This is a genomic window from Pradoshia eiseniae (assembly GCF_002946355.1).
Classification (GTDB): Bacteria; Bacillota; Bacilli; order Bacillales; family Pradoshiaceae; genus Pradoshia; species Pradoshia eiseniae.
In genome coordinates this window covers 509,518-528,193 of record NZ_PKOZ01000001.1, presented here as the reverse complement: position 1 = coordinate 528,193, position 18,676 = coordinate 509,518, and the positions used below count along the sequence as shown (strand labels likewise).

The following is an 18,676-nucleotide window of genomic DNA, read 5'->3' as shown; positions in this document are numbered from 1 at the left end:
GTCCAGGTTATCGAAGCTGTACTTCCAGTCATCTTTGGCCGTTACGGTTTTGCTGTCGACCTTGGTTCCGTTGGCCAACAGGTTCACCGTGATGGACGCTGGGCGCTTGCCGTCCTGGTTATCCTCATCTTCCCATGTCTTCGCACCTTCGACAGAGATTTTCTCTACCTCGTGTGTGTTAGTAATGTCGAAGCCAGAAATCGTAACATCGTAACCCGCGACCTCGTCCTCGCTCACGGTGTAGGTGATTTCCTTACCGTTCGCATACTTATCCAGGTTATCGAAGCTGTACTTCCAGTCATCTTTGGCCGTTACGGTTTTGCTGTCGACCTTGGTTCCGTTGGCCAACAGGTTCACCGTGATGGACGCTGGACGCTTGCCGTCCTGGTTGTCCGCATCTTCCCATGTCTTCGCACCTTCGACAGAAATTTTCTCTACCTCATGCTTATTGGTAATATTGAAGCCAGAAATCGTAACATCGTAACCCGCGACCTCGTCCTCGCTCACGGTGTAGGTGATTTCCTTACCGTTCGCATACTTGTCTAGGTTATCGAAGCTGTACTTCCAGTTGTCCTTGGCCGTTACGGTTTTACTGTCTACCTTAGTTCCATTTGCCAACAAGTTCACCGTGATGGACTCTGGACGCTTGCCGTCTTGGTTATCTGCATCGTCCCATGTCTTCACACCTTCGACCTTGATTTTCTCTACCTCGTGCGTGTTGGTGATGTTGAAACCAGAAACCTTAGTCTCGTAATCATCAACCTTTTCCTCACTAACGGTGTAAGTGATTTCCTCTCCGCTTGCGTACTTATCGAGGGTTTCGAAGCTATACTTCCAGTTGTCCTTAGCCGTCACGATCCGGCTGTCAACCTTGGTTCCGTTGGCCAACAGATTCACTGTGATGGATTCTGGACGCTTGCCGTCTTGGTTATCCGCATCGTCCCATGTCTTCACACCTTCGACATTGATTTTCTCCACCTCGTGAGTATTGGTAATGTTGAAGCCAGAAATCTTAGTCTCGTAATCATTAACCGCATCCTCTGTCACCGTGTAAACAATCTCCGTGCCATCCTTGTATTTAGGAAGTTCCTTGAAGCTGTACTCCCAATCGTCCTCAGCTGTCACGGTCTGATGGCCTACCTCATCACCATTTGCCAACAATCTCACTGTGATGGATGCTGGACGTTTGCCATCCTGGTTGTCCTTGTCATCCCAGACCTTCTTACCACCAATGACTTCAATCATCTCAGGCTCATGGGTGTTAGTGATGGTCGTACCGTTGATCGTTGTCGTGTACTCCGCCACTCCATTCTCGGTGATGGTGTATTTAATTTTTTCACCACCATCGTACACGTCAAGATTATCGAAGGTGTACTCCCAATCATCATCGGCTGTCACAGCCCGATGGGCTACCTCTTCGCCATCGGCCAACAGTCTCACCGTAATGGACTCAGGGCGCTTGCCATCCTGGTTGTTTGCGTCTTTCCAAATCTTTCTACCGGAAATCTCGGTCTTCTCAACCTGATGCTTGTTGGTGACAACATAACCCTTTTCCGCATTGCCAGTGATGGCTACTTCATAGTCAGAAGCTACCTTAGGCTCAGTAACCGTGTAGGCAATTTTTTCACCTTCTTGGTACATATCGAGTTCGGTGAATGCGCCATTCCAATTGTTATCGGCGTTTAACGTAACGGTCTTTCCTGTGTCCTTCCCATTTGCCAGTAGGCTAACCGTTACAGATTCAGGGCGTTTGCCGTCCTGATCGTTTGCGTCCTCCCAAACCTTAGTCACCGCCACAGAAGTTTTCTCAGGCGTATAAGAGTTGGTGATGGTCGTGCCCTCAACCTTGGCACTGTAATGCTCGACTGCATCCTCTGTCACCGTATAAGCGATTTCCTTACCATCCTTGTACTTAGGAAGGTTTTCGAAGCTGTACTCCCAATTATCCTCAACTGTTACGGTCTGATACGCCACTTCATTACTGTTTGCCAACAATCTCACTGTGATGGATTTTGGACGCTTGCCATCCTGGTTGTCCTTGTCATCCCACACTTTCTTGCCGCCAATGACTTCGATCATCTCAGGCTCATGGGTGTTAGTGATGGTCGTACCGTCAATCGTTGTCGTGTACTCCGCCACTCCATCCTCGGTGATGATGTATTCAATTTTTTCACCAGCCTCGTAAACGTCAAGATCATCGAAGGTGTACTTCCAACCATTATCGGCTGTCACGTTCTGATGGGCTACCTCTTTACCATCAGCCAACAGTCTCACCGTGATGGACGCGGGGCGCTTGCCGTCCTGGTTGTTTGCGTCTTCCCAAACCTTCTCACCAGAGATCTTGGTCTTCTCAACTTGATGTGTATTGGTGATAACATACCCCACATCCGCTTCACCATCGATAGCTACTTCATAGCCTGATGCCACCTTAGGTTCAGTAACCGTGTAGGCGATTTCCTTACCTTTTTGGTACATATCAAGTTCGGTGAATGTACCAGCCCAATTGTTATCCGCATTCAATGTAACGGTTTTGCCTGTGTCCTCCCCGTTTGCCAGTAGGCTCACAGTTACGGATTCAGGGCGTTTGCCATCCTGATCGTTTGCGTCCTCCCAAACCTTAGTCACCATGACAGAAGTTTGCTTAGGTGTATAAGCGTTGGTGATGGTCGTGCCGTCAACCTTGGCACTGTAATGCTCGACTGTATCCTCTGTTACCTTGTAAGCGATCTCCGCGCCAGCCTTATACTTAGGAAGGTTTTCGAAGCTGTACTCCCAATTGTCCTCAGCTGTTACGGTCTGATACGCTGCTTCTTCGTTGTTTGCCAACAATCTCACTGTAATCGATGCTGGACGTTTGCCATCCTGGTTGTCCTTGTCATCCCAGACCTTCTTGCCACCAATGACTTCGATCATTTCAGGCTCATGGGTGTTAGTGATGGTCGTACCGTCAATCGTTGTCTTATACTCCGCTACTTCATCCTCGGTTATCGTATACTCGACCTTCTTGCCAGCCTTGTACACGTCAAGATTATCGAAGGTGAATTTCCAACCATCATCGACAGTCACGACCTGATAGGCTACCTCTTTGCCATCAGCTAATAGTCTCACTGTGATCGATGCTGGGCGCTTACCGTCCTGGTTGTCAGCGTCTTCCCAGACCTTCTCACCGGAAATCTCGGTTTTCTCAACTTGATGGGTGTTGGTGACAACATAGCCCTTTTCCGCATCGCCAGTGATAGCTACTTCATAGTCAGAGGCAACCTTAGGCTCAGCAACGCTATAGGCAATTTTCTCACCTTTCTGGTACATATCGAGTTCGGTAAATGTGTCAGCCCAATCGTTATCGGCGTTTAACGTAACGGTCTTTCCTGTGTCCTTCCCATTAGCCAGAAGACTAACCGTTACGGATTCAGGGCGTTTGCCGTCCTGGTCGTTTGCGTCCTCCCAAACCTTAGTCACCATGACAGAAGTTTTCTCAGGTGTATAAGAGTTGGTGATGGTCGTACCGTCAACCTTGGTACTGTAATGCTCGACTGAATCCTCTGTCACCGTGTAAGCAATTTCCTTACCTTCCTTGTACTTAGGAAGGTTTTCGAAGCGGTATTCCCAGTTGTCCTTGGCCGTCACGGTTTGATCGGCTACCTCTTCGTCGTTTGCCCATAATCTCACTGTGATCGATGCTGGACGCTTGCCGTCCTGGTTGTCTTTGTCGTCCCACACTTTCTTGCCGCCAATGACTTCAATCATCTCAGGCTCATGAGTGTTAGTGATGGTCGTACCGTCAATCATTGTCTCATACTCCGCTACTTCATCTTCGGTGATGGTGTAGGTTACCTTCTCACCAGCCTTGTACATGTCAAGGTCACCGAAGGTAAAATTCCAACCATTTTCGTCCGTCACGGTCTGATGGTCTACCTCTTTGCCATCAGCCAACAGTCTCACCGTAATGGATGCAGGGCGCTTGCCGTCCTGGTTGTTTGCATCATTCCACGTTTTTGTTCCAGTTACCAGGGTCTTCTCTGGCTCGTGAATGTTGGTAATAATGCGCCCCTCAACATCTGATTCATAACCTTCGACCGGCTCCTCAGTAAAGGTGTATATGATTTCCTTACCATTTTGATACTTGTCAAAGCCTTCAAAGGAGAACTTCCAGCCGTTCTCAGCTGTTACCGTCTTATCGGCGACTTTCTCACCGTTAGCCAGTAGGTTCACCGTGATGGAGCCAGGTCGCTTGCCGTCCTGGTTGTCCGCATCTTCCCAAACCTTCTCACCAGAGACCGAAATCTTCTCAGGCGTGTGGGTATTGGTGATGGTGAATCCATCTTTGAGATTACCGCTGACCTTTGCAGCATAGCCTTCCGGCACTTTAACTTCTTCGACATCATAAGTAATCTCTTGGCCATTTGACTTCAGATCAATATTTGCCCAAGTATAGCTCCAATCATTCTCGGCGTTTAGCTCTATTGGATTTCCTTCGGCATTGCCGTTAGCCTTTAGCTGAACACGTACAGATTCGGGGCGTATTCCGTCTTGATTCCCATTGTCTCCCCATTCTTTCTTGACGGTTACGGAGGCCTTAGCAATAACGGTTTGGACAGTATTGGTTGTATAAGAATCTATGACCCCGTTATTCTTAATTGTGTAGTGACTATTATCACCAAACAACGAGCTATCTACCTCCACTGTCGCTTTAAAGGAGATTACGATTGAATCACCGTGATTAAGCTCACTAATCGGAATCGTTAGCTTTCTAGTATTTGGATTATAGGTCGCATCTGTCACAGCAACGCCATCAATTGTGACAGAATTCTCAACAAATGATAATCCCTCATCAAGAACATCTGTCAATGTAAGATTGTCCGCATCCTTCTTCCCTGCATTTCTCGCAGTAAAGGTATACTCCAGCACATCACCATTGCTTGCTTCCTTCTTATCAACCGTTTTAGTGGCGCTGACTTCAGGCTGAAAACAAATGGATGTGGTGATTTTCAAGTTGGATTCCGTTGTATGCCGTTCCATATAGAAAAAGTCAAACGTATAATCCTTTCCTGGTTCAATCCCCAGGGTAGTTGCCATCTCATCCAGGTTAATCGTTCCGCTTAGTTGCCCGTGGACACCGCCTAAGTCTAATGCCAATTTATCATTAATGAATACCCAGACATCATCATCACCAGTAAAGTTGAAGACTTCACCACCTGTATAGGTAAACGTCGTATGCATTTCTAACGTAAAATGAAAATTGTGATTTCTATTTTGATTTCCATATAGCTGCCCGTCAATCGGGAAGAAAGCACTACTAGAGTATTCATACATGCCATTATTTAATGTTAATGGCAGGGTCCTTTCGACGGACATATTAACTCCGCTCGTGTCATTGAATAGCTGATTTTGCCTTTTGATGATCTCTGAATCAGTAATAGTATGTTCCTCCGTTGACATCCCTCTATGATAGCTTAGAGCTTCTTTGGTGAAAACAGGTTTTCTATCTGGACCAATCTTGCTTTCTACCAATCCTGTCTTCAGACCAGGGCCTGCACCTTTATTAAAATTCATTTCGAACATCGTACCGTCTGATTTGAAATCACGTATAATGATAGGCATGTCTAGATTACCATCAGCATAAAGGGCTGCATCAGAGGCTGCTTTTGTGCCGACATTGAAGGGAACCGCACTTGTTTCCTCTGTGTTACCTTCTGAAACTGTCTCGACTTTAGGAGCAGATTTTGTCACTGATTTCTTTACTGTTTTTTCTTGACTTTGATTGTTCTCAGTCTCGTTTTTTTTCACTACTGTTTTTTCTTCTGAAATAGCTTCTTCACTGTTTTGCTCGTCCGCTGGTTCTTGTTCTTCTTTCTGTACTTCAGCGGGCTCTTCTTGTTTTTGTTCTTCCTTCTGCTCTACAACTGGTTCTTCTTTCTCCGTTGCTGCCGGTTCATCTGCTGATTCTTCAGACCCTACTTCTACTGGGGCGTTGATCTGAACCATAGCAGATGAATGACCTCCATTCTCAGAGGTGATGTTTGCTGTGCCGCTTCCCGCCTTATTTGCAGCAAGGTTAACAGTTAGCGTCTTGCTGCTGCCTTCATTCCACGTAAAGCTCAAGATTTGGGATTGCTTATCTATGTTTCCCACACTTTCATGCCCCTCAGCAATTCCCTTAATACTTAAGCAGTCGTTTACGGCGAGCTTAAGCAAGCCAGCGTCTTCTTCTGTACCTGTAATGGTCGCTGTTAGCGCATCCCCTACTTGAACTTCGTCTTGGTTAAACTTCACGCTGACAGAACCGCCATCTGCACTCACATATTGTGCAAATGGGGTCAGAAGCGTTTGGACAAGAAGAACAATCAGTGCCAGCATGGAGAACGCTCTCTTTTGCCGACGTTTCTTCGTATAAGTCCTCGTACCAATCAAGTCCATAACATACACTTCCTTTATTATGGTATTTTACCGCTAACTCTAAAGCTATTAATCTTCATTTTCCGCATCGCCTCCTTTGCTATAACAATAGACTGATAATAATTTCTAAATATAGGTTTTTAGTATCTCTTTCAGTCTATATATTCTAAATACCCACTATTTCAGAATCTTAAATTATATAAATATTGGTAATTATTTTTTTAATATAAATATTTCCCTTACCTTATACATACATTTCCGCAATAAAAAAAGCATGAAACAGCCTGTTCCATACTCTCCTTAGCCACCATATTCTTTTATGTTCGAATACACTAACCTATATTTAGGCTAATCTCTATCATACGGTTAATAGACCTTTCTAATATCTTTAGCATCTAAACCAGTCAGAATCTATTTGACCGGTGGTTAATCGTTACCAGCGATTCCCACTCTCCCTTTTTTCACGGACATTCAGTCGTGTATAAATACCGAGGAATTCGCACAACAGTAGAATTTCCCCTCCACCTAATCGCTCTTGCATACCTACCAAAATCATACACATCCCTTGATATCTTACTTGTTCTTTTTCTTCATTATAGTCAGTTACTATAAATACCCTTCAGTTCAATTATTTGGATATACCAGATTTTATTGGTATAATAAAAACAGACCGGTTGGTATGGAGAGGTGCAAGAGAAATGGAAACGAAATCACGAATCATTGAAACCGCGACAGCTCTTTTTCAGTTAAAGGGCTATAAGGGCGTTGGGTTAAATGAACTTCTTAGAGAATGCAAGATTACAAAAGGCTCACTATACCACCATTTTCCGAACGGCAAGGAGGAGCTTCTCATTGCATGCCTCCATTCATTGAATGAGTCTATCACGGCCCAGATTGAGGGCATCTTCGCTCATTATCCGACTACGCTAGAGGCGACAGAGGCCATGATTGATATGCTGATCGGCCAATATGAGAAGACCGGCACGATTATTGGCTATACCGTCAGCAGCATGGTCAGCGAGATGGCCACACTGAGCGCCCCAGTGCGCACAGCCTGCGCCGAGCTGTATTATAATACGCAGGCCATCTACTCAAAGAAATTAATGGCTGAAGGATTCACCGAGTCAAGCGCCCAGTCAATTGCGGTCAGCTTAAGTGCGCTAGTCGAGGGCGGCATGATGCTTTGTCTCGCCCAGAAGTCTTCCGAACCGCTGCGCACTGTCTCTGATGTATTACCCAAACTATTAAGGAATTGACAAAAGGAATAACTAACAACGTACGGCTAGGATGGCAGATTTTAAAATCTAGTAAGCAGAGAGTTAACCACAAGGAGGAAATGCTATGTATTCGATTGGGGAAAAGGTCTTTTACGGCGTACACGGGGTTTGCATCATCGAGGATATCCAGGAGCAGAACTTCACGGGTAAAAAGACGCCCTACTACACCCTCCGTTCCTACCAGAATGAGTCCATGCAATTATATCATCCGGTAGAATGCGAGAATTCAAAGATTGAGCCGGTCATTTCAGCAGAGACGGCTGCAGAGATTCTCGAAGTCTTCAAGGATCCGGCGAGCGAGTGGCAAGATCGTCCGACATCCAGGAACTATCAATACCGCGAAGCCATTAACTCAAGCGACCACTTCGAAATCGCCCAAATGCTCAACACGATGCTGCGCAAGAAATACGAGCTGGCACGCGCAGACAAGAAAATGCCGAGCCTGGATGCGCAGAATTTGCTGAAGGTATCACCTATCCTCTATGCAGAGCTGGCCCTGAGCCTTGGGACGACAAGCGAACGGATTGCGAAGAAAATTGAGGAGCACATCCTGCAGAATCCTTAAATAACGAACAAAAGCCAGATTCCCTCATGAAGAGAATCTGGCTTTTTCATCGTTTCTTATAGTTTTTCTACATTAGCAGCTTGAGGACCGCGTTGGCCTTCTTCTACTTGGAAGCTAACAGACTGGCCTTCTTCTAAAGACTTGAAGCCCTCGCCTTGAATCGCAGAATAGTGCACGAATACGTCAGAACCTGCTTCGCGCTCGATGAATCCAAAACCTTTTTCTGCATTAAACCATTTTACTTTACCTTGTTCCATATCTTTCTTTCCTCCTAGTGCCATAGCACATAAAGTGTTACTATTCCTGCTCAGGCGCTTTAGATCATGTGAATCTAATACAAAAGAACAAAAAATAATACTCTCTAAGTATATGTTGAATACGCTTCCAAATCAAAGGAAATATTTCGTCACTTTTCGCAAAAGATAGAAGATTTTTGTCGTTTTAAAACGAGTATTTAGTAGATAACAGTCCATCTAAAAACGCGCCTAATCCTTGATACAACTAGTTTTCAAGCCTCATTAAAATAATTAATCTCCTAAAGCGATATCCTCGAACCCTTCGTATCTAACAAATTTGTCATTGAGGGCATAGACCCGGATAAAGCTCACCTCAAAAGCCGGATAAGGACTCAAGCTCTCATGAACCTCCCGCTTCATCTCTCTCAAGCCTTCTTTCGTCACCCCTCTTGAGATTTCGCCACCATACCTCTCCTTGCCAAGCGTCAGGTGAGGGACGAAATCATCCAGCTCGAAATAGCGCCTGATCGATTCGCTTGAAGACGAAACCGCATGGACAATCTGCCGATGCAGTTCGACTAACTCCTGTGATTGCACACCCAAATAGAGAATGGTCTCACCGAAATAAGCCGGACCATCCAGAGACACGCGAAAAGGCTTGAACCGCTGACAGACCTCTCGAACCCGTTCGAGCCAGGCTAAGTCTTCCGTGAGGCCGCCTTGCGCCTTCAAGGTAATATGAGGCTCCACCCCTGACTTCGCGATCCACCGGTTCTGGAATTGCTCAATCCGCTCCCGATACACATCCGGCGGAACAATGCCGATGAAATATTCCATACCTGCTCCCCTCCATCTTCCTTACCATTCTCTGTCTTTCAACTCTTCCTCTAAAACAAGTCTTAAAAACGGCCATTTCGGGCGCCCATCTAACTCCAGGAAATCCGATACCGACTGTTCATCTGCCGGCACATACACCATGGAGGCGAATTCCGGCGTCAAGTCACGCTCACACAAAGAACGCTCAAACCGGCGATACCGCTCCTGAAATTCGGCTGCCCGCTCTTTAAGCATTATCACATAAACGAGGGAGATATTTCCCCAATAAACGATGTAACGCGGTTCCACCTGGAGCACTAGGCTCGTGTCATTGCCATCGATTCCAATCTCTTCTTCCATCTCCCGAAACAGGCTCCCACGGACATCCACCTTATTTCCCCTGATGTCCCTTCTGTCAATCCCGCCCGCGACGAACTGGACATAGCCCGGATTAGCAGTCTGCCCATTCATCTCTCCCATGACAAATTGGTTATCCGCCGTTAGAATCAGCCCGTTCACCGCTGCCACGCGGCATTTATAGCGATCAGGAAGGCCGCAATGCTTGCAATAGATGAAATGAGCGAAATCTGTCCGCTCCAAGACCACGCTCAGTTCATCTCCTGTCTCCTTCATCTCTTTGATGGAAAAGATATCGCCCCTGTAAAAGGAATGACCGCTTTCTTCAAGGGAGGTCCAATAGGAATCAATAGATTCTTGGATTGATGCCGGGATATGCATTGATTCTTCTGCAACAGTAATATTCAATCTGGCCGGCATTCTACGGATGTTGATGGCACTCATCTCCTTTTACTTCATTCTTCCTGACTATGGATTTCGCTGCCTTGATAGTTTAGTCCTTCTTTTAGTCTCTAAATCGCCGAATTGGATATAGTTAATTCCTTTTGTATCCCTATGCTGCCATAGCAGCAATGGATTCCAATTCGTTACCTGGAGTGGTTTTCGTAATATTCGACCATTACCTTTGATAATGAACTTCCTTGTTTAGTATATTTTAAATAACAAATAATATAATAAACGAGGTGTTCACTATGATAGCTTTCTCTGATTTAAAAAACTCGGATTTACTTCCAGGGGAAATTTACCAAGCGGGTTCAAGTAATAATTATTTTACAGATGAAGTAATCAGTAACATCTTCAAATTTGATAACTTGAAAGGGATTGGCAATCAAGCTGGCATACGACGGACAAAGATAGAGAAAAACAAGCAATTAAAGGCCGAAGATGCTTTTGTAGTAATTCTCAACACACATCAAGATCCAGAATGGCCCAATGAATATAATAAGTCTACGAGAATATTAAAATATTTTGGTGACAACCAAGATCCAAGTAAAGATTATTTAGATACAAAACAGCGTGGAAATTTAGCATTTAAAAAATATTTTTATAGAAGTTATAACTCTAATGAAGAGTATATTGCCCCATTCTTTTATTTTGAAAGAGTGAATTCAAAGGATGTTCGATATATTGGGATTGCAGTCCCATATGTACAAGATTTGGACCATGATTCAGCGTTAAAATTAAAAAAATTCACCAAGAATGGTGAAGAATATTATAATTATGAAGCATTATTTTCAATTCTTGAGGTCCCTGCCCCTAGACAGTGGCTATATGATTTAAAAATAGGAAACACTCACAGTAAATATGCTCCAACTGCTTGGTATGAGTTTTTGGAGAATCGAAACATAATAGAAATAAAAAATGAACAGGATATTGACTTTCAAATAACGATTAAGGATACTCATTCTAATACTGGTTATCGCATGACCGCATACCGGAAAACACAAACAAATTTCAGAGCAAAATTATTAAAACGAGAAAATCGTTGCCAACTTTGCAATCTTTCTTTGGAACCTTTATTGATTGCCAGCCATATTATCCCTTGGGCTGTTGCTGATGAAGCACAAAAAAATGACGTAAATAATGGTTTACTATTATGTATAAATCATGACGCTTTATTTGATAAAGGATATATTAGCTTTGATAAAAACGGAAAAATCATCATCTCTGATGTGTTACCATCTTCCTACCATGAAACTTTAAACATTCAAGATGATATGAAGATTATATTACTCCCTGAACAACAAGAATATATGGAATTTCACAGAAATTCTTTACTAAAGAATAGAATTGAAAATATAGATTAAGATAACTTCAAAAATAATAGAAGAGGAGAAAATATAGCGTTTTGATTTTCTCCTCTCATAATCATTGTAATACCTTTAAATGATATCTTCGCTTGGCATCCAATATTACTCCATCTAATTTATCCACAGTCCCATAAAAATCCCTCTTCAAATCATGCTCCCACACCCGATAAATATGCCAACCATTCCTTTCGTAATAGTCAGTAACTTCCTGATCATGCTCTTTATTCCGATTAAACTTGTTTAACCAGAATAACTGATTCTTATTCGGTAAGGTTCCATGTAGCTCACAGGCATGCCAAAAGCAAGAGTCAATAAAGATGACTACCTTATATTTTTTGATGGCTATATCAGGAGTTCCGTATAATGATTTGACATTTTTCCGAAAACGGTATCCCCTTCTCCAAAGTTCTCGGGAAACTCTATTCTCAAGCTTTGTTCCCTTCCCATGAATGGAGCCCATTATTTTTCTTCTTGTTTCATCTGACATTTGTGTATTCATAAAGAATCACATCACTGTCTGGTTTTACTATCCTATACCCGCTATTTTCCAAAATGACACAAGCCCCTCCATATCATGAAGGGGCTTGTTTTTGTATAATTATCTTTCACTAAACGGAGAGATATTCACAACATAAGGTCTAGAAGGAAGGAGCTTACCATTCCGATCCAACACAGGGCCATATACAATACATTGCCCTTTCTGAAGGTTGGTTAGCTTTGTTTCCCACTCTTTTCTTTCTCTATGGTCTGCCGCTATATTCGCTGCTATCGTAGATATTTCGTTTTCCACAGGCGAGAAGTAAATCTTCACGGCTGAATTTTGCAATCGGCTGATTTGATCTCCAGAGAATCCTTTTGTTGATTGGGTAGCGAACCAACCAGACCAGCCGAATTTCCGGCCTTCTGTTAAGATTTTGGCACTTGGAGAGTTATTGCTGAAATCAAGACGCTGAGATTCATCAAGCACTGCTGGGAATGGAGTCCGTTTATTCCCATGTTGTAGCTTGTAGTACCATAAGTCCCAAAGGATAAATTCAGTGATTAGTTTTTGGACATCAGGCGAATATCCTGTCAGTTGAATGATGAATACCTTTCCTTTTTCTTTCTCAAGGAAGGACCAGTCCATATCCTGACTTGAATCAAATGGATTCTTATCTATGAGCAGATTCATTTGTGAAAGGGCCGTTTTAGCAGGTCCTGATCCATCCTCCTCCAACAATTCACGGAGAATCTCAAAGTTCATCTTTTCATCATAAATGGACATACCTTTCATGACGGCTTGATAGATAGAATTTAGCTGTTGCGGCCCCAGGGTAGTATAGATGGAACCGATGACATTCTTCATTCTTTCTGCAACATCTGAATCATCTTCATCGATAAATAGGTCTTCATCCAATTCTTTCTTGTTCCTCTTAAAAGGATTAATCGGGAACTTCTTCGCAAGGACAATAAATTGCTCCAATCTGTCACCTAAGTTCTCCTTGAATTCCTCCTCGAGCTGGGACTTCTTGAAGCCATCCGTATAGTCAATGATAATACTGGATATATCATGTTTGGCTAACTCCCATAACAGGCATTGAATGAAGTATGTCTTCCCTTGGCCAGACCCTCCAGTGATGAATAGATGGCGATTGGCAAGGTTCTTATGTCCAAATTCCCAATTCACGACCTGATTAGAGCCCTGGATGACTCCAATAGGAACCCTGATATCTTCTAAAGATACTTGGGTTTCTAGGTCACTCGGTTGATTCTCTTCCTCGTTAATAACAACATCCTCTATTTGTTCAATGTAGACATCATCATTTGCACTTTCTACTTCATAAACCTCATCATGGTTATCTACAGATGCCTTATACTCATTTCCCGATTGGTCCTCCGCTACCTCATCATGCTGGATAGACTGATTTTCATCCTCTTCTTTCGTTACAGAATCAGCATAATTATCCTCACTCATATCTACAAGATAAGAATCCTGATAATCTGGGGATACGTATACATGACTATCAGGATGATATTGATTGGCGAGGAGCTTCCTTGGAATAAAATCCATATATCCCGTCTTCATCTTATCTACAATGGTTTCCATTGAAGTAGAAAGCCCGGCATAGGCATCCTCCTCAATAAACATCAGGTTCAGGATTTCATTATTCAATTCAGCGGTACGGAATCCACTGTTATTCCTAAAGTGAAGGACAGCTCCCTTACCTATATAGGCTTCTAAATGCTCTCCAATGGTGAAATCATCATTTAGCAACAATGCCTTCAACTCATGTATTTGATCATATTTTTCTTTTGTCCATAATCCATTGGAATATATCTTTTTCGCATTCGACAGTAGGATTTGAGCGAAGAAATTGCGATAAAATTTCTTTCTAAAGCAATGTTCTCCAGGCTTATCAATGAGAAACTCCTTAAATAATGCTGCTGTCTTCTCAATTTGAATATGAGCTTTGCTTGTCTGAAGTCGGCCTATCTTAACCTCAACAGGATAAAGGTACAGCATCAGTCGCCCTTCCCGCTCCTCAATTCCCATCATTAAAATATCATCACTATGCTTGCCGAATGATTTTAAATTCTTTGTTGAAAAGATTCCATCTCGTTTCGTCAGGTTAACCGCAGCCGCTACGCGAAGAATCTCTTCCAAGGATACTGGTACCCATGTAATTGATGGATGATAAAGATAACACTCCAAATACTTCATCGCTGATACGATGCTTATCTTCTCCCTAGCAAAGTGTCCCTTACTCCCAATGATACGTAATAGCCATTCTCCATTAATCGAATTAAACGCCTTGATGGCTTGATCGATATTATAGTCGGAAATCGTAGATGAGTGGTCATGAATATATTCCTTGATGACCTTTTTATATTGATTTGATTTGTCCGTTACCGTTATAGCGTCATATCGATCTGAGGAGGTATGTTGGTCATTATAGTGGATGACCAACAACTCATTGGTCGAGTCTTGGAAGAAATCCAAATCAACACCAGGTTCAATAAAGGTTACCCAAAAGGATGCCTTATAGAGATTTTTAAGCAACTCTTGGTTATGAGAAGATGTGCTCATCACGATTGATTTATTCTTACTATACGAACTCTTGCCTTCATTTTTCATATTAAAAGCAAGTTCATTATATCCGCTCGCTATCTCAACCAAATAACTAGGCCTTTCAGGTCCATTAAGTAGACCAAAACCCGTACGGTAATCAGACTCACTGGAAATCGCCGCTACAGATGAAAGCAATCCATTAAGCGATATACCCGTATCCATTTGATTCATTGGATGAGATACCTCAATGTCCTGAGTAGGGAGCTTAAAGAAGGAAATATGACTGTAATGGAATTCCATATTGTCCTTTGTCTCATTCTGATAATAGCGTATATTCTCCCTTATTAACCTTAATACGTCAGCGGCATCTAAATCCTTTGAATTAATGTCGATATTGAATTCCTCTTTTAAGTCAGCTGCTGTCTCGATTGCAGACAATAATTCAAAGGAGCTTTGAGAGTCATGACTTCTATAAAGAGCCACCTCGATTGGCAGGATATTATCTGGCCCTACTGTCTCAAGCTGTTCCTTCATGAAGTTGAAGATTCCACGTACCACTTCTTTATCATTGTTAATCTCTACAACGTTTAATAATAATGGAGATTTAGAACTACTCAGGAATAAGTAATCAAAGTGGGTCACGAATTGTTTTATCTTCTCTTCCACAACCTTTGCCAAGAACTCGTTTGCCGTACCGATAGATATTTGCTTCTCCGGCTCATATTCATGCCATTCTGCAAATTTATTCGTTAATGTCGGCCTGTATAGTTCATCATTAGGAGCATAGATAAATGGCAGTAGATTATTCGGATGCAAGCGGTTCAGAATGACATAATCCAACTCTTCGTCCTGAAGTTGCTCTTCCAAGTATAATTGGTAAGCCACATTCAACGGATGAACTGGTGTCAACCATAGTCGTTCATTGTCAATAAAGGTTCCTAGCTTGAACAGATTTAACTGCCTTTCCGTTAACAGAGTGTCTTCTTCAATCATAGCTATATGCTCAGATACATGAGTGATATATGATTTTGCAAGCTTTTTCAGCTCATCATCCATATAACTTAAGCTTGGTAAAAGTTGTTTAGTTGAGAAATAAGCTAAATAGGCCTCATATGCCTGAAGGACATTTTCTGGTAACTCCATATCCGTTATTAGGCTGTCACGTACCATTTGCTTGGCAAAAGAGTTCACCCATTTTTGTTCGATTAACAATTTTGTTTTAAAGTCATCATGTGGATAATACGTCGATGTTTCTTGTCGAATGGTATCATGTTCCAATACGAAGTGAGCTCTTTTTTCACGCTTAAGTTTAGCTACCCGTCTCGCTTCTATTGGGGTTGAGCGTACATCCGAATCTCTTATCTCAAATGGCAAAAAGCTTTGGTGAACTTTCATGTTAAACGCTAAACGATCGTCCTCCCATGCCCCTTGATCCATCTCTAATGCAACGGACACTCCTTCATCCTTTTCTATGGTTTCATAGGCTTCCCTAATTAGATGATGAACGCTAGCTTCACCCGAACCAATGACAAATTCTTCCCCGGTATAATGAAGGAAAATGGATGAATTGGCAGCGACATATTTCACCTCGTACTTTGTTTCTATTCCGGATAATATGTCTGGAGAAAAAGGGACTATGCAAAAATTGAATTCATAGCTGGATTTCGATTCATTATTATGCCTATATTTAATTTGGTGAAACTGTACTTTTCCATCTTCAACTGGTAAGGTTACTTTCAGTTTTCTGCCACTTGTCTCACAATAAGGTTCGCTCTTCTTGTGGATATACTGTTTCTTGAGATGATCATCAAACTCGAATTCCATTTCTACAGATGATTGAAATGGCTCATTGAAGACGATGATATGACGTTTTCTCATTCCTGTCTTCGTTTTAGCATGGGCTCTTTCCCAGAAGTCGACCTCTTTATTTAATTTTTTCGTTTGTGCATCTAGATAGCTTAGGTGGATTTTTTGATTATTATCAAAAGAAGTTTTCACTGGCATTAAATCATTAGTGTACCAATCATCCTTCTTAAGTTTCACAACCATCTTATCATCAAAGTATTTATCTAATTCCGTATCCAATGTTTCATAGTCATGGATTCTTTGAACTAGCTCATACAGCTTAGAATTCTCCTGCAACCTTGCTTGGATTTCCGCTGGTTTAATATAGGTTCCCTTATTTAGCTCAGGATCTGGGAAAAGATTGAGTGTCTTAAAATCAGATTGCTCAATTTTCCCTTTATAGAATAGGGAGATCACCTCGGCATAATCCCATATGGTCGTCTGCACGACAAGGTCTTCCAACTTCTTATCCAGATGAAAGTGGATAATTTCTTTTTCAGCTATTGAGAAAGAATCTCCATCGTTCAATTCATCTTTAATATATTGCGTTACCATCCTGATGTTAAATGGCATCCCTTTGCTTTGCAGGTCTTTACTTCCCCCTTGGATACTATCTAAGGAAAGATGCGACATACTAATTAGAGCTGTATTAACCCCTTCACCAGACTGTTCACTGACTAGATTTCGAATCGTCACTAAATAATCTGGTGTCACTCCATTAATGGTAGCTGCAATAATAACCCGGATACCATGGATATCAAGATAGAAAGTCTCATAGGGAGACCCCTGTTTGTGCTGGTATATAAAAGGGTGGGCAATTTCAGATGATTTAAGAACGGAATAAAAATCCCGAACATTGTCCAATTCATCAAACTGCAAAAAATACCTTTCTCCAGCCTTCACTTTCTCTTGCTTTAAATAATTTATGAGTTTTTTTGCCATATAGTTATAGAATTGGTTTAACATATTGAGCATCTCCACTATCACTTTTTTTCTCAATTAAGTTTAATTTGTTCAACAATTCAATGATTGACTCACGAGAATAACGATCGAAGTATACACCTCGTTTTTCATACTCAATGAATAATTGCTTCAGTGATATCTTTTCATACTTTACAGAAATGGCCGTTAATAGCAATAAGAAATCTTGTGTGACATTCAATGTATGCCCTAAAGAGCCCCGTGTCTTCAAGAAATACAAACGACCGATTTCTGTCAATGCTAGTGCATATCTGCTTTTCGGCCCTTGCATCGATCCTTTTTCATAGGCCTTTACAATTTGATGGTGTAGGATATGCGTGCATTGTTCTAAGGTCGCTGCCTCATCTATTCCCTCAGTTGAACCGATGGCCACATCCGAATACTCCACTATCCATTCATTAAAAGACACTATGATTTCTTTCTGCTCTACTTCATCTAACTCTTTAAATTTATCCATCAACTCTGCATAGTGTAGATTCTTGGTACCCATTAAAATATTTAATTGCTCTAATGTATTGATATGGATTAATAATCTTCGGGCTGATTCAAGGATTGTTTTAAATCCTTTCGTGACTGCAAGCCTGCTTCGATTAGAATTTTCCCAGTCGACATTATAGTATAAAGGTGTAGGAGTTGTCGGTTCCATATTCTCAAACTGATTTAACTTAAGGGTAAATTGGGTTACTGAGTAAAAATAATAATAAGCGATAAAGAGATTAATATGAGAAATAAAAAACTCTCGATTTCCTACAAGGAAGGCCAAATCTTCCTTGAATACCGATTCAACATAGGTAAAAGTAGGGGCATATTTATTACTGGTCTCACCCTTCGGTAATTCAGGCAAATTAGTACAAATTAGTCGTGTTAACACGTGCTCTTTATCCGTCAACGCCATAATACCTCGAAGGTCCTCACTATCTCCCAGCAAGGAATCAACTATATACTGGGCGATATCCTTTTCACCCACAGCTTCCTTATTAGAGGATAGAGAAATATAGTTGAAAATGAGTGGATGGAACATACGCATCGAGGAAGATTGACCAAGGTATGATGCCAGAATTCCTTGTAAGGATGGCTTATCTTCCGTATTGATTTCAACTTTACTGGTTATCTCCTCAATCAAACTTTCAACATCCAAGTTGTCATTGAGCTGACTACCCTCTAACTTACGAAAAACTTCACCCAGTATAGGGTCAAAGCCATTTCCGAACTTGGCTCTTTCGGGATTACGAGTCTGGAATGGGAGGAAATTAGCATGCTTCACTGAATGCTTCAGAGACTTCTTTCCATTGCTATTCTTAACATTCAATGCTGTCCTTAATTCTTTTATTCTGTCCATCTAT

The 18,676-nt window shown here is 42.1% G+C and carries 10 protein-coding genes; 3 read left to right on the top strand and 7 right to left on the bottom strand.

Annotated elements, in window-relative coordinates; translation table 11 throughout:
- Positions 1 to 6,417 (bottom strand): Cna B-type domain-containing protein (locus tag CYL18_RS02580; RefSeq protein ID WP_104847890.1); only part of this gene is annotated, 6,417 nt, incomplete at its 3' end.
- A 677-nt stretch (positions 6,418 to 7,094) separates the two neighbouring features.
- Between CYL18_RS02580 and CYL18_RS02575 the strand changes: the two genes are divergently transcribed.
- Together CYL18_RS02575 and CYL18_RS02570 are read left to right on the top strand one after the other, a co-directional pair.
- Positions 7,095 to 7,652 (top strand): TetR/AcrR family transcriptional regulator, encoded by a 558-nt coding sequence (locus CYL18_RS02575; protein ID WP_104847889.1) that lies wholly within the window; start codon positions 7,095 to 7,097, stop codon positions 7,650 to 7,652.
- An 85-nt stretch (positions 7,653 to 7,737) separates the two neighbouring features.
- Positions 7,738 to 8,238, top strand: a complete 501-nt coding sequence (locus CYL18_RS02570; RefSeq protein WP_104847888.1) for a CarD family transcriptional regulator — start codon at positions 7,738 to 7,740, stop codon at positions 8,236 to 8,238.
- 56 nt (positions 8,239 to 8,294) lie between these two features.
- Here CYL18_RS02570 and CYL18_RS02565 read toward each other — a convergent pair whose 3' ends face one another.
- The 3 genes from CYL18_RS02565 to CYL18_RS02555 form a co-directional block, all read right to left on the bottom strand.
- Complete coding sequence (locus tag CYL18_RS02565; protein WP_104847887.1) at positions 8,295 to 8,495, bottom strand: cold-shock protein; 201 nt, start codon at positions 8,493 to 8,495, stop codon at positions 8,295 to 8,297.
- A gap of 270 nt (positions 8,496 to 8,765) precedes the next feature.
- Positions 8,766 to 9,311: a 2'-5' RNA ligase family protein gene (locus tag CYL18_RS02560; protein WP_104847886.1), complete on the bottom strand. Its 546-nt coding sequence runs from the start codon at positions 9,309 to 9,311 to the stop codon at positions 8,766 to 8,768.
- A 21-nt stretch (positions 9,312 to 9,332) separates the two neighbouring features.
- Positions 9,333 to 10,091: an NUDIX hydrolase gene (locus CYL18_RS02555; protein WP_146102802.1), complete on the bottom strand. Its 759-nt coding sequence runs from the start codon at positions 10,089 to 10,091 to the stop codon at positions 9,333 to 9,335.
- Between the two features lie 248 nt (positions 10,092 to 10,339).
- Between CYL18_RS02555 and CYL18_RS02550 the strand changes: the two genes are divergently transcribed.
- Positions 10,340 to 11,455, top strand: a complete 1,116-nt coding sequence (locus CYL18_RS02550; RefSeq protein WP_104847884.1) for an HNH endonuclease — start codon at positions 10,340 to 10,342, stop codon at positions 11,453 to 11,455.
- A 61-nt stretch (positions 11,456 to 11,516) separates the two neighbouring features.
- Here the strand turns inward: CYL18_RS02550 and CYL18_RS02545 are convergent, their stop codons facing one another.
- The 3 genes from CYL18_RS02545 to dptG form a co-directional block, all read right to left on the bottom strand.
- Entirely contained in the window at positions 11,517 to 11,957 is a 441-nt protein-coding gene (locus CYL18_RS02545) for a very short patch repair endonuclease (protein ID WP_104847883.1), read from the bottom strand.
- Positions 11,958 to 12,056: 99 nt separating this feature from the next.
- Positions 12,057 to 17,318 carry a DNA phosphorothioation-dependent restriction protein DptH gene (gene dptH, locus CYL18_RS19440; RefSeq protein WP_236636197.1) on the bottom strand — a complete coding sequence of 1,754 codons (5,262 nt, stop codon included), beginning with the start codon at positions 17,316 to 17,318 and terminating at the stop codon, positions 12,057 to 12,059.
- Positions 17,299 to 18,672 (bottom strand): DNA phosphorothioation-dependent restriction protein DptG, encoded by a 1,374-nt coding sequence (gene dptG / locus CYL18_RS02535; RefSeq protein ID WP_104847881.1) that lies wholly within the window; start codon positions 18,670 to 18,672, stop codon positions 17,299 to 17,301. Before dptG ends, dptH begins: the two co-directional genes overlap by 20 nt.
- Positions 18,673 to 18,676 lie beyond the last annotated feature (4 nt).